Genomic DNA, 12804 nt, shown 5'->3' on the forward strand with positions numbered 1-12804 from the left:
TCGGGGGATTAATTGGCAAGTCAAGGGACATTTCCTAGACTTGAACATGACTTATCCGGCGGACGGCCCGACAACGGGCGGCCCGTCGATGCCGAAAGGGGCAGATCATTTCCAGCGAACGCGTTGAGGCCAGAAACCGCACAGCATTGCTTATCCTGCTATTCCTGCCCATCGCGGTGATCGCGTTGACCCGGACGCTGCTGGGGGATTCCCTGCCCAGCATTACCGCAACCCACTGGTCGGACAGTGCCTTGCCGGACGGGTTCACCGACAGCGCGGTGTTCTTTACCGCCTCCATGACCTTCGCAATCCTCGGAAGCCTGGTCGGGTGGGTTTCGCTGTATCTGACCCGTAAGCCCATGGTGCTGCTGGGGCTGCTCTTCGTGGGAAGCCTGACCACCTGGACCAGTGCAGGGGTCTACGTTTCCAGTTCGGTGCCTACCGCGCTCGCCGGGGACCCGACGCAAGCCGTGGCAGGACCATGGATCTTTGCCAGCATCGCTGCGACCCTGGTCAGCCTCGTGCCGCTGTGGATCTGCGGAGTCTTCCAGCAATACCAGCTCAACCGCCAGAACAAACGCCGCGACCGCCTGGCCCAAGCCCGCGGGAAGCAGCCGGCGACCGCGGTCGAGACCTCACCGGTGGTTCCGGTCGAACCCGGGCAGGAGTTCAGCGAAACCATGAATGCCCCGGGCTGGTTGTGGTTGCTGGGGATTTTCATGGCGGGAATGGGCGTTTTCATGATCGCCATGAACGCCAGTGGAGGAGGCGACACCGTCAGCCTGGTCATGGGCATCGCCTTCATTGTTCTGCTCACCCCGCTGGTCTTCGGATTGGCCAGGATCCGTGTGACGATTGCCGGCGGCAGGCTGCGCGTTTCCAGTGCCGTATTCGCTTTCCCGCTGCGCACCATCGATGTCAAGGACATGGAATCGGTGCTCGCCGAGGAAATCCAGCCCATGGAATGGGGTGGCTGGGGATGGCGTTTCTTTCCCGGCGGGTCAGCCGTGGTGATGCGCCGTCATGAGGGCCTGGCGGTTGAATTGAAGGACAAACGCCGCTTCGCGGTCACGATCCCGCGTGCCGGACAGGCCGCCGCACAGCTGAACGCATTGATCAACCAAGGACGCTAACCGGTATCGCGGCGAGTCAGCTGCGGGCCGGGCCGATGACGGCGGAACGCAGCACCAGTCCGGAGACCAGTGACGCGGCCACCACATGCACAATGCCGAGCACCGCGTAGGCCACCAGCAGCTCCTGCGGCACCTTCTGGATATGCGGGTGGGGGAGCAAGTAGGACAAGACCAGCACCAGCGCCCAGACGGCGAGGCTCATGATGCCAAGGCTGCGCGACCAGCTGGTGGTGCTGACTTCGCCGCTCAGCGGCTGGATTCGTTGCAGCACCGCGCTTGCGAGGACCATCCAGAACGCTGCGACCATGAAGCCTGCGGCGATGTCGCTGGGACGGTGCCAACCGCACACCAAGGTGGCCACACCGGCGGCCGTGGCGAAAATCCACGCGATGGGCTGGACCACGGGCCGCAGCTTGGGTGGAGAGACCAGATACATCAGTCCCATGGCTGCGGCTGCTGCCGTGGTGTGCCCTGAGGGGAAGGAGTTTCCCGACGTGCCGAAGTTGAAATCCGGGCGGACCAGGATCAGGTGCTTCAGGATTTGTGTTGTGGCCATGGCGGCACCGGCCGCAGCCACCGCAATCAGCGCCCGGAGGAATCTCCGGTCGCGGATGACCCGGTAGAGCAGGAACACCGTGGCGATGGCCCCGCAGATCAGCGGCAGGAAATCCAGGAACCGGCGGACCGGGTTGCCCGAATTGGTGGACGGCCACCACTGGGACCACACGGTGAAACCCACCTGGTCCGCCCACTGCCCGGCGCGCAGCTGGACAAAAAAGACGTACTCGACAATGAACAACGCCAGCAACAGCAACCCGCCTGACCACCACTGCACGTGGCGCGGCTTCAGGGTGGCGGAATGGCGGCTCATGTATCTAGCCTGTCATAACTCACGTGCTCCACGGCATGCTTTGGGCATGTAACTATCGCCACCTTGGCTAGGCTGGGAATATGAACTTTCCCCTGCCTGCCTTGGAAGAAATCCTCGCCCACAGCCACGTAGTCCAGCTGCCGATGCAGGTGAAATTCCGCGGTGTGACCCGGCGCGAAGCGCTGCTGATCGAAGGGCCTGCAGGCTGGGGGGAATTTTCCGCCTTCCTGGAATACGGTCCGCAGGAGGCATCCCGCTGGCTGGCGGCCGCGATCGAGGCCGCCTACCAGCCGTTCCCGCAGCCGTTGCGGACCAGCATCCCGGTCAATGCCACGCTGCCCGCCGTACCAGCCAACGAGGTCGGGCGCGTGCTTGAACGCTACGATGCCCCGCATACCATCAAGATCAAGGTGGCCGAGCAAGGGCAGAGCCTCGACGAGGACCTGGCCCGCGTGGCCGAAACCCGGCGCTTGTACCCGCAGGCTGCGCTGCGCGTGGACGCGAACACGGGATGGGACATCCCTACCGCGGTCGCGGCACTGGCCCGGCTCAGCGACTTCGACCTGCAGTATGCGGAACAGCCGGTGCCCGGCATCACGGGACTGGCCGAGGTGCGCGCGCAGCTGCGGTCCGCAGGAATCCCCTTGAAGATCGCCGCGGACGAGGCAGTGCGAAAGCACACCGACCCGCTGGAAGTCTCCCGACTGGGCGCCGCCGACCTGATGGTCATCAAGGCCCAGCCGCTGGGAGGCATCCAGGCCGTACTGGACATCGCCGCACAGGCCGAGCTGGATGTCGTGGTCTCCAGCGCCTTGGATACCTCCGTGGGCCTGGCCCAGGCCGCCGCGCTGGCCAGCGCCCTGCCCGAGCTTCCCTACGCCTGCGGGCTGTCCACCGGGACGCTTTTCGCGGACGACGTGACCGACGAGCCGTTGCTGGCCACGGCCGGGTACCTGCCGGTGCGCCGCGTGAAGCCGCAGGCGCACAAGCTGGCCAAGCTGCATCCGGGGCAAGAACGTGAAGCCTGGTGGCACCAGCGGGTTCGGGACTGCTACGCGCAGCTGCAGGCGGAGTAGGGACGCCACCCCGGGAATTATTCCTGCGTTAACCTTCCGTACGGCTTTTGACCACTTCCGGATGAAAACCTCGAATCGCTTCACCCCCTGAAAAGCGAGCCATACCGAGGAAGTGACGGATCAATGAATCCCACCCGTACCCTGCTGCCGATGCTTGGCCATACCCGCGGCGGGCGTTCCGCGGCGACCTGCCACTTCAAATGCGGGGATGCCTGCGTCAAGCCGGATTGCAACAACTCATCCAACGCCTACTTCCGCGACATCGCCGATTCCGCGCTCTCACGCCGCCAGATGCTTGGCCTGGGCGCCATCGGGGCCTCCGCACTGGTTGTCGGCCCGCAGCTGTTCGGCACCCCCTCGGCCGTTGCGGCGGAAGTGGCCGTCGCCGGAAAACACGGTTCCAACGGCGGGAAGCTCGGTTTCCAGGCCATCGCGCCTGTCTCGCGTTCGGTGGACTCCATGACCGTGCCCGAAGGCTACGACTGGCACAGCATCATCCGCTGGGGCGACCCGCTGTTCAAGCGCTCACCGGAATTCGACGCGCAGAAGCAGACCGCACGCAAGCAGGCCGAGCAGTTCGGCTATAACTGCGACTACCTGGACATCATCGTCGACAAGTACTCCGGCCGCACCGGCGTGCTGGTCGCCAACCATGAATACACGAACGAAGACATGATGTTCCAGGCCGACTGGTTCGAGGCGAACAAGGACGAGGCCCGCCGCATCGCCATGAACGCCCACGGCTTCAGCGTCGTTGAGGTTTCGCGCAAGAAGAACAACAAGAAGTGGACCTACGTCCAGGGCGGCGAACGCAACCGCCGCATCACCGCGCAGACCGAGTTCACCGTTGACGGGCCGGCGGCAGGCAGCGACCTGCTCAAGACCGCAGCGGACCGCACGGGCACCAAGGTCCTGGGTACCTTGAACAACTGCGCCGGCGGCACCACTCCATGGGGCACAGTGCTCTCCGGGGAGGAGAACATCGACCAGTACTTCCGCGGCCGGGGCACCGCAGAGGAAGCCCGCTACGGCATTGCGGCCAAGGCCACCGAGCGCGGCTGGGAGGACACCGACCCGCGCTTCGGCCTGCACCACGAAGGCTTCGAGAACGAGGCGAACCGCTTCGGTTGGGTTGTGGAAATTGATCCGCAGAATCCCAAGTCCACCCCGGTCAAGCACACCGCCCTGGGGCGTTTCAAACATGAGGGCGCTAACGTGCGCATTGCCAAGAACGGCAAGGCCGTGGCCTACTCGGGCGACGATTCGCGCTTCGAATACATCTACAAGTTCGTTTCCTCGGCGACCTACCGGAAGAACGACCGCCGCCACAACATGACCCTGCTCTCGGACGGCGACCTGTACGTGGCGAAGTTCGCCGGCAACTCGCCGATTGCTCAAATCGACGGCAGCGGCGCACTGCCATCGGACGGCGCATTCGACGGCACCGGCACCTGGCTTCCGCTGGTGCGCGGCGGCAAGTCGATGGTCGAGGGCATGAATGTGGCAGAGGTGCTGGTGTACACCCGGCTGGCCGCCGACAAGGTCGGCGCCACCAAGATGGACCGTCCCGAAGATGTGGAGCCGAGCCCGGTCTCCGGCAAGCTGTACGTGGCGCTGACCAACAACTCCGATCGAGGCAAGGCCGGGAAGGAAGGCGCCACGGAGCAGAACCCGCGCGTGGCAAACCGCGACGGGCACGTCCTGGAACTGACCGAAGCGGGCAACGACGCGACGGCCACGAAGTTCACCTGGAACATCCTGCTGGTGGCAGGCGACCCGAAGGTCAACTCCTCCACCTACTTCTCCGGCTACCCGGCGCAGAAGGTCTCCCCGATTTCCTGCCCGGACAACCTGGCCTTCGACTCGGCCGGCAATCTGTGGATCTCCACCGATGGGGCCCCTGGCACCATCGGCTACTCCGACGCGCTGCACAAGGTGACGTTGACCGGCAAGGACCGCGGACGCGTGGAGCAGTTCCTCGCGGTGCCCACCGGGGCCGAGACCTGCGGCCCGGTCATCCATGACAAGGACGGTTCGGTGTTTGTTGCGGTGCAGCATCCGGGCGAGGGCGGCAGCTTCGCCCAGCCGGCGTCGTTGTTCCCCGACTTCGTTGCTGCTCCGGGCAAGGTGAAGAAGGGCCAGTTCTACGGTCCGCGGCCCAGCGTCGTCCAGGTCTTCAAGGACCACAAGGGCAACAACGGAAATGGCCATGGGCATGGCCGCGGGAACGGCAAGCACTAGCCGTAGCCAGTGACTGGCGGGCAGCGGCGGGAAGCACCGGGCTTCCAGCCGCTGCCCGCCTCCCGGCACGGCTCCTGCATTCCAGACAGCCGCCGACTCGATAGACTTGGAAGGATGCTTTCCGGCCAAGACTAGAGGTGACTGAACGCGTGAGTGCGCAGCAGGATGGACAGCGTGCCATCACCACGGCCCGCGAGGTGCTCTCGGCGCTGATTGCCGCAGGAATCAGGGACCTGGTGATCTCTCCCGGTTCACGCAGCGCACCGCTGGCCTACGCCGCGGCCGAAGCAGAAGCCGCCCGGAAGCTTCGGGTGCATGTGCGCATCGACGAACGCTCGGCCGCGTTCATGGCGCTGGGCCTGACCCAGGCCACCGTCGCACCCACGGCCATCGCCGCCACCAGCGGCTCGGCCATCGGCCAGATGCTGCCCGCCGTCATGGAAGCCAACCACACCGGCACACCGCTGCTGGTCCTATCGGCTGACCGGCCGGACGAGCTGCACGGAACCGGCGCCAGCCAGAGCACCCGGCAGAAAACATTGTTCGGCGAACACGTCCGTGCGGCGCTGAACGTCCCCGCCGGGAACAGCCCTGCAGCTGCACTGGATGCGGCCCTGGCCGCTCTGCGCGGCAATGCGCAGGCACCTGCCGGCCCGGTGCAGCTGAACCTGCAATTCCGCGACCCGCTGACGCCGGAAGACGACTCCCGAGTGGAGACGCAGGCCTGGACCGGCATCGAGCCGGGGGACTGGACGGGCGCAGGGGCCCAGCTGTCCGGAACCGCTTGGCCGCAGCCCGGCGAGGCCGCCGCGCGGCGCACAGTGGTTGTCGCGGGCCACGCTGCGGGACCCGAGGCGCAAGCTTTCGCCCAGCAACTGGGGCTGCCGCTCTTTGCCGAGCCGTCCTCCAACGCGCGCTTCTCGGCCCACGCCATCCGCCACTACCGCCCGCTGATAACGGTAGGGCTTGAGCGCATCGACCGCGTGGTGCTGTTCGGGCGCCCCACGCTCAGCCGCCCGGTCGGCCGCCTGCTCGCCGCAGCGCACATCGAATCGGTGATCTGGGAACCAGCCCCGGCCCCGTGGTACGAGTCCGGGCGCCGGGGCGAAACACCGGTGGCAGATCCCCAACAGCTCGTCGACTTCGCCGGCACCGCGCCGGCAGGCTGGCTGGAAGGCTGGCAGCAGCTGGATGCGCAGGCCCAGCCGATCCGCGCAGCACTGCAGGAGCCCGGAACACTGGACGGGGCCGGCGTGGCGGAGGAAATCTGGAACGCAGGCATCCCGCAGCTGCTGCTGGGGTCCTCGAACATCGTGCGCGACTTCGACCTTGCGGCGGATCCCGGCGCCGCGGGAGCCGGCACGTGCCATGCGAACCGCGGATTGGCCGGTATCGACGGGACCATCTCCACGGCCCTGGGCCTGGCGGCGGGCAGCGGGCAGCGCACCCTGGCGGTCATGGGAGACATTACCTTCGCCCATGACGCCGGATCGATGCTGTGGAGCACCGGCGAGCAGAAGCCCACCGTGGACGTCGTCGTCTACAACGACGGGGGAGGAGCGATCTTCTCCACCCTGGAGCACGGCCAGGTGGACGAGTCCCGGCGCTACGGCAGCAGCGTGGAGCGGCTGTTCGCCACGCCCCAGCAGATGGACCTGAGGGCGCTCGCCGAAGGCTACGGCTGGAGCTACCACCGGGTGTCAACCCGCGCCGACCTCGGCTCGCTGCTGTCAGCCGGCACCCGCGGGGAATTGCGGCTGATCGAGATCCCGGCGAGCCGCCAGGCACTGCGTGCGCACCACCAGGAACTGAACCAGCGCCTTGGCGAGTTGCCCTGGCCGCTGGACTGATCCCGGCCACAGGCCCGGATACGACGAAGCCCCGGCAGGCGAACTGGCTGATGGCCAGGATGCCTGCCGGGGCTTCGGCAATGCTCGAACCTCGGACTAGATATCCACGTGGGTCGGGTCCAGCACGCGGCGCAGGAAGTCCTGGGTACGCGGCTGCTGCGGATTGCCGATGACCTCGGCCGCACGTCCTTCCTCCACCACGACGCCGCCGTCCATGAAGACCACCCGGTCGGCGACCTCCTTGGCGAAGGCCATCTCGTGGGTCACCACCAGCATGGTCATGCCCTCGCTGGCCAGCTTCTTCATGATGGCCAGCACTTCGCCCACGGTCTCCGGGTCCAGCGCGCTGGTCGGCTCGTCGAAGAGCATCAGGGTCGGTTCCATGGACAGCGCGCGGGCGATGGCCACGCGCTGCTGCTGGCCGCCCGAGAGCTCGTCCGGGTAGCGCGCGCCGAAGTCGCCCAGGCCCACGCGTTCCAGGTTCAGCTTCGCGGTGGCCTGCGCCGTGGCCTTGTCGCGCTTGAGCACCTTGATCTGGGCCACGGTGCAGTTCTCCAGCACGGTCAGGTGCGGGAACAGGTTGAACTGCTGGAACACCATGCCTACGTTCTGGCGCATCTTGTCGAGGTTGACCTCGGGGTCGGTAGCCTCGAAGCCGCCCACGTGGATGGTGCCGCCGTTGGGCTGCTCCAGCAGGTTCACGCAGCGCAGCAGGGTCGACTTGCCCGAGCCCGAAGGACCGATCAGGCAGACGACCTCGCCGGGCTTCACATCCAGGCTGATGCCCTTGAGCACCTCGTTGCTGCCGTAGGACTTGCGCAGGTCCGTGATCTCCACGCCGGCGGCGCGTTCTGCCATCGAGTTGTGTGTCGTGGTCATTGTCGGTCCTTTCTAGCGCTTGGTCCGAGCCGAGCGGGATTCAAACTTCCGGGCTACCAGGCTCAACGGGATCGTGATGACCAGGTAGAACATGCCCGCGACGACGAGAGGAGTGAGCCCGGCGTCCAGGGACTGGATGCCGTCGCGCCCGAACTTCGTCAATTCGTATTGGGTGATGGACATGCCCAGGATGAATGCCAGCGAAGAGTCCTTGGTCAGCAGAATCACTTCGTTGGTCATCGGAGGCAGGACGATCTTGAACGCCTGCGGAATCACGATGGTGACCATGGCGCGCCAGGCCGGCATGCCCAGCGAACGCGCTGCCTCGGTCTGCCCTTTGGGCACGGCCTGCAGGCCGGCTCGCAGGGTTTCCGCGATGTAGGCAGAGGAGACCAGACCCAAGGCCAGCATGATGTTCACCGGTTGCGGCCACAGAGTGCCAAAAGCCTGGGGCAGGCCGAAGCCGAAGGCCAGCAACACGAGGATGGCTGGGATCCCGCGGAAGAATTCGACGAAGGCGGTGGCGAACCAGCGGTAGGGGGCGAAGGACGCCATCTTCATCAATGCCAGCAGCAAGCCGGCGACCAGGCCGAAGGCGAAGGAGATGACGGTGTAGAAGATCGTGTTTTTGAGTCCGACGATGATCATGTCCGGGAACATCGGTCCCAGTTCTTCGAAGGAGAAGAAGGCATAACGCGTCTTGTCCCAGTCCAGTGCCAAAACCAGTGCAACGATGATCGCGATGAACAGCACGATCTGGATGGTCTTGCTCAGGCGGGCGCGCTGACTTGTGGTCATTGCCATGGTGTACCTCTCATAAAGGTCGCGGGGGCCGTAGCGGCGCTGCTTGAGCGCATCAGCTGGGCCCCCGCGGAGAAATGGTGCATTAGCGTCGCGGGCTTACTGCTCGCCGAACCACTTTGCCTTCAGCTTGTCCATCTCGCCCGAGTCAGCCAGGCGCTTCAGGGTGCCGTCGACCAGGGTCAGGGTAGCGTCCTTCTCCAGCGGCACGCCGATGCCCAGCTGCTCTCCGGTCTTGAACTCGGCAACCACTGCGAAATCCTTGTGGTCCTTGATGGAGTAGCGCATCACAGACTGGTTGCCCAGCAGCCCGGAGACCTGTCCGGCCAGCAGTGCCTGGGTCTGAAGGCCTGCATCCTCGTAGCCTACAACCTGGGTCAGGCCCTGTTCCTTGGCGTACTTCTCGCCGGTGGTGGCCTGCTGGACGCCGACCTTCTTGTCCTTGGAGGTCTCCAGGTCGGTGATGCCCGAACCGTTCTTGGCGACCAGCACCAGGTCGTCATCCAGGTAAGGAGTGGAGAAGTTCATCTTCTTGGCGCGGGCCTCGGTGATGGACAGCGAGGAGATGGCGATATCGCACTGGGACTTGAACAGGCCTGATTCGATGGAGTCGAAGCTAGCGTCGATGACATTCAGCTCGGCCTTGGCATCCTTGGCGATCTCGGCGGCGATATCCATGTCGAAGCCGACGATCTTGTCGCTGTCCTTTTCCTTGAACTCGAAAGGAACGTAGGGGATGTCGGAGCAGACGGTCAGCTTGCCTGCGGTGAGGAAGCTGGGGCCGCCCGCGGCGTCTGCCGAAGGTTCGGCCGAACCGCTGTCGGAGCCGCAGGCGGTCAATGCCAGGAGAGCTACGGAAGTTGCTGCCAGGGTGGTGGCAAAACGTTTTTTGGTCAGACGCATGGGATCTAAACCTACTTTCGGGTAATGCGAGTGGATCATTGCGTACGCACAATCATAACCACGCTACAACGAGGATGAGATTCACCTCACACACGTGTCGGTGAGCGTAAGTAAAACTTGTGCTCAAATTCCGACCATTACCTGACCTGCCATGGGACGAGAGGCAACGCTACTCCGCACCCAGCGCCTGGCGCATTGGGCGCATCTTCGCCCAGGACTCGGCTAATTCGTCTTCGGGCACCGAGCCGGGAACGATTCCGCACCCGGCGTAGAGGCGCATGAGGTTCGCGTCCTCCAGGATGCCGCCACGCAGGGCGATGCCGAATTCCCCGTCGCCGCGGGAGTCCACCCAGCCCACCGGACCGGCATACGGTCCGCGGTCCAGCCCTTCCAGCTGGCGCAGCACCGCACCGGCCTGCTTGGTGGGAGTGCCGCACACGGCGGCGGTCGGGTGGAAGATCTCCGCAATGTCCAGGGCGGAGGGGAGTGCCCCGCGCTCGTCCGGGCGCAGTTCGGCGCGCACATCGCTGGCCAGGTGCCAGACGTTGGGCAGCTGCAGGATGAACGGCTCGTCGGGGGACTTCATGCCGTGGGAGATCGGGTTCAGCGCTTCGGTCAGCGAGTCGATGGCCAGCTGGTGCTCGTGGCGCTGCTTGGGATCGTCGAAGAGCCGGAGCTTGGCGAAGTCCGGCGCGTCGGCGCCTTCGGTGGCACGGTCCAAGGTGCCGGCCAGCACGCGGGCTTCGGCCAGCCCGTTGGTGACACGCACCAGCATTTCGGGAGTGGCGCCCACCAGCCCGTCCACCGAGTAGGTCCAGCAGTTGCCGTAGCGTTCGGTCAACGCGTTGACGACATGGGACAAATCAATCGGCATGGTGCTGCGGGCCAGGATGTCGCGGGCCAGCACCAGCTTGGAGATGCCGGATTCGCTGAAGGTGCCCAGGGCTTGGCGCACCGCGTCCAGGTAGGCTCCGGCGGTCAGCTGGCCGCTGGTCAATTCGATGTCGCCCTGGCTGGTCGGGGCCAGAGCCGCCTCGTCCATGGCCGCCCGCGCGCGTTCCAGCGCCGAGTCCAGGGTGAGGCCTGCCAGCTGTTCGGCGCTGCCGGTCACCGTGATCCACGATTTCTCGTCATCTTGTCCCAGCACGATCTGCGGGATCACCAGTCGCGAATCGAAGGCGCTGGTGAAGGAGAAGGCGAAGGAGCCGAAGGCGATCAGGCCGCTGCCGGGCCGGTTGATCGGATCGGTGATCTGGGCCTGGGAGAGAAGCTGGGCGAACCAGGTGCGCGCGTCGATGAAACGCTGCTCGCCGCGGGTCGTCAACCGCGCGGCGGTTCCGAAACCCACCAGTCCGCGTCCGCGCCGCGTCCAGACCATGCTGCCGTGGCGCAGGGAATCGGAAATGAGATGCTCGGAGGCACCTTCGTACTCGAAGGTGATGCTGGTTAACGCAGGCGCCGACGCGTGAAGGCCGCTGGCGCCGAGAACGGACGAATCTGCAGACATGATAGGGCTAAGCCTACCGCGCAATGACCACCGGGGACTGGAGGTGGTGTCCGCTGTCACCACGCCCGCCGCCGCTGTGACTTTCAGCGGGTTGAGCCGCGCCATCGCGCGCGACCCGGTAAACTCGGTGTTGACCAGTTTCGCGGCCCATTGCCATGCCATAAAACACGGCAAGCGCCGGCCTGCGAGCGTTCAGTGGAACGCATCGGATAGAGTGAAGTGATGTTTGTGCGCCACCAGCGCGGGCAAGCAGTCCTCGTTCAACGCGATGACCAACCCGATGAAAGATAAGTAAGCCGTAAAACAGTGACTGATTCCAAGAGCAACTGGACCGCAGCCGGACACGAGGTGTCCGACTCGATTGAGCTGAATCCTGAAACCGCAGTGCTTGCTGCGGCCATCAATCTTCCCTCGGGCTTCGCATTAATCGCCGAGGATCCCGAATTCGGACCTGCCATTTCCATGGGCATGGCCAAGGTGGAGAAACTGCTGCGCGATGCGCTGGCCAACTCCGATCCGTTGATTGATGCCTCCAGCCGGCACCTGGTGGAAGCCGGCGGCAAGCGCGTTCGCCCGCTGCTGGTGCTGCTGACCTCCCTGCTGGGAGACGGCGTCACCGACGAGGTGATCAAGGCCGCCGCCGTGGTCGAGCTGACCCACCTGGCAACCCTCTACCACGATGACGTGATGGACTCCGCGCCGATGCGCCGCGGTGCTCCCACCGCGCACGAGGTCTGGGGCAACTCGGTGGCCATCCTGGCCGGAGACCTGATCTTCGCCCGCGCCTCGGTGTTCGGCGCCGACTTGGGACCGGAAGCCGTCAACTGGCAGTCCCGGACCTTCGAACGCCTGTGCCTGGGCCAGCTGCACGAATCGATCGGCCCGCGCGAGGGCGACGACGCCATCGCCCACCACATCCAGGTGATCAGCGACAAGACCGCTTCCCTGCTGGCGACCTCCGGCGCCTTCGGCGCCCGTTTCGGCGGCATCCCGGAATTCATCGAGGTGCTGCGCGAGTACGGTGAAAAGGTCGGCGTGGCCTTCCAGGTCGCCGACGACGTCATCGACATCGCCTCCAAGGAAGCCGACTCGGGCAAGACCCCGGGCACCGACCTGCGTGAAGGCGTGCCGACCCTGCCGGTGCTGCTGCTGCGCCAGGCCGCCGAGCACGGCGACGCCGAGGCCCAGGCCGCCGTCGAACTGGTGGACTCGGACCTGACCAGCGACGAAGCGCTGGCCAAGGCCGTGGAAGCCGTCGCCGGCCACCGATCGATCCAGGACGCCTGGAATGTGGCGCGCCGCTGGGCCGATGACGCGATCGAGGTGCTCGCACCGCTGCCGGAAGGCACCGTGAAGAGCGCGCTGATCTCCTTCGCCGACGCCGTGGTGACCCGCGAAGCCTAGGCCCGGACAACTAGCCAACGAACGAAGTCCTGCACTTCCCGGAAGGGAAGTGCAGGACTTTCTTGGTCTAGGCCCAATACCGTTTACTTAGGTGTTTTTGGAACCTTCTTCAACGGCCAGTTCGACATCTTCCGCTTCA

At 65.3% G+C, this 12804-nt stretch carries 10 protein-coding genes; 5 read left to right on the forward strand and 5 right to left on the reverse strand.

The window, feature by feature from the left end; translation table 11 throughout:
* The first annotated feature begins 146 nt into the window (after positions 1-146).
* The gene (locus IEY43_RS11930) at positions 147-1133 is read left to right on the forward strand and encodes a DUF3093 family protein (RefSeq protein WP_188948813.1); all 987 of its coding nucleotides are present in this window, start codon (positions 147-149) and stop codon (positions 1131-1133) included.
* Positions 1134-1149: 16 nt separating this feature from the next.
* Here the strand turns inward: IEY43_RS11930 and IEY43_RS11935 are convergent, their stop codons facing one another.
* Positions 1150-2004, reverse strand: a complete 855-nt coding sequence (locus IEY43_RS11935) for a phosphatase PAP2 family protein (protein WP_188948814.1) — start codon at positions 2002-2004, stop codon at positions 1150-1152.
* Positions 2005-2084: 80 nt separating this feature from the next.
* Between IEY43_RS11935 and IEY43_RS11940 the strand changes: the two genes are divergently transcribed.
* From IEY43_RS11940 to menD, 3 genes are all read left to right on the forward strand, one after another.
* The gene (locus IEY43_RS11940) at positions 2085-3080 is read left to right on the forward strand and encodes an o-succinylbenzoate synthase (protein WP_188948815.1); all 996 of its coding nucleotides are present in this window, start codon (positions 2085-2087) and stop codon (positions 3078-3080) included.
* Between the two features lie 123 nt (positions 3081-3203).
* Entirely contained in the window at positions 3204-5321 is a 2118-nt protein-coding gene (locus IEY43_RS11945; RefSeq protein ID WP_188948816.1) for a PhoX family protein, read from the forward strand.
* 149 nt (positions 5322-5470) lie between these two features.
* The gene (menD, locus tag IEY43_RS11950) at positions 5471-7171 is read left to right on the forward strand and encodes a 2-succinyl-5-enolpyruvyl-6-hydroxy-3-cyclohexene-1-carboxylic-acid synthase (protein WP_188948817.1); all 1701 of its coding nucleotides are present in this window, start codon (positions 5471-5473) and stop codon (positions 7169-7171) included.
* 96 nt (positions 7172-7267) lie between these two features.
* Here the strand turns inward: menD and IEY43_RS11955 are convergent, their stop codons facing one another.
* The 4 genes from IEY43_RS11955 to IEY43_RS11970 all read right to left on the reverse strand — a co-directional run bounded on the left by IEY43_RS11955 (position 7268) and on the right by IEY43_RS11970 (position 11261).
* Positions 7268-8050, reverse strand: coding sequence for an amino acid ABC transporter ATP-binding protein (locus IEY43_RS11955; RefSeq protein WP_275439030.1), 783 nt, complete (start codon positions 8048-8050; stop codon positions 7268-7270).
* A 12-nt stretch (positions 8051-8062) separates the two neighbouring features.
* The gene (locus IEY43_RS11960) at positions 8063-8854 is read right to left on the reverse strand and encodes an amino acid ABC transporter permease (RefSeq protein ID WP_188948818.1); all 792 of its coding nucleotides are present in this window, start codon (positions 8852-8854) and stop codon (positions 8063-8065) included.
* Positions 8855-8950: 96 nt separating this feature from the next.
* Positions 8951-9754 carry an ABC transporter substrate-binding protein gene (locus tag IEY43_RS11965; RefSeq protein ID WP_188948819.1) on the reverse strand — a complete coding sequence of 268 codons (804 nt, stop codon included), beginning with the start codon at positions 9752-9754 and terminating at the stop codon, positions 8951-8953.
* Positions 9755-9923: 169 nt separating this feature from the next.
* Positions 9924-11261 (reverse strand): isochorismate synthase, encoded by a 1338-nt coding sequence (locus IEY43_RS11970; RefSeq protein ID WP_188948820.1) that lies wholly within the window; start codon positions 11259-11261, stop codon positions 9924-9926.
* 306 nt (positions 11262-11567) lie between these two features.
* On the opposite strand from IEY43_RS11970, the gene IEY43_RS11975 reads away from it, so the two are divergent.
* Positions 11568-12665 (forward strand): polyprenyl synthetase family protein, encoded by a 1098-nt coding sequence (locus IEY43_RS11975; protein WP_188948821.1) that lies wholly within the window; start codon positions 11568-11570, stop codon positions 12663-12665.
* Positions 12666-12804 lie beyond the last annotated feature (139 nt).

This window comes from Glutamicibacter protophormiae, assembly GCF_014647495.1.
Taxonomy (GTDB): domain Bacteria; phylum Actinomycetota; class Actinomycetes; order Actinomycetales; family Micrococcaceae; genus Glutamicibacter; species Glutamicibacter protophormiae.

Coding starts and splice junctions, on each gene's coding strand:
- IEY43_RS11940 (WP_188948815.1), top strand. CDS start 2,085: ATGAACTTTCCCCTGCCTGCCTTGGAAGAAATCCTCGCCCACAGCCAC.
- IEY43_RS11945 (WP_188948816.1), top strand. CDS start 3,204: ATGAATCCCACCCGTACCCTGCTGCCGATGCTTGGCCATACCCGCGGC.
- IEY43_RS11935 (WP_188948814.1), bottom strand. CDS start 2,004: ATGAGCCGCCATTCCGCCACCCTGAAGCCGCGCCACGTGCAGTGGTGG.
- IEY43_RS11960 (WP_188948818.1), bottom strand. CDS start 8,854: ATGGCAATGACCACAAGTCAGCGCGCCCGCCTGAGCAAGACCATCCAG.
- IEY43_RS11970 (WP_188948820.1), bottom strand. CDS start 11,261: ATGTCTGCAGATTCGTCCGTTCTCGGCGCCAGCGGCCTTCACGCGTCG.
- IEY43_RS11955 (WP_275439030.1), bottom strand. CDS start 8,050: ATGACCACGACACACAACTCGATGGCAGAACGCGCCGCCGGCGTGGAG.
- IEY43_RS11965 (WP_188948819.1), bottom strand. CDS start 9,754: ATGCGTCTGACCAAAAAACGTTTTGCCACCACCCTGGCAGCAACTTCC.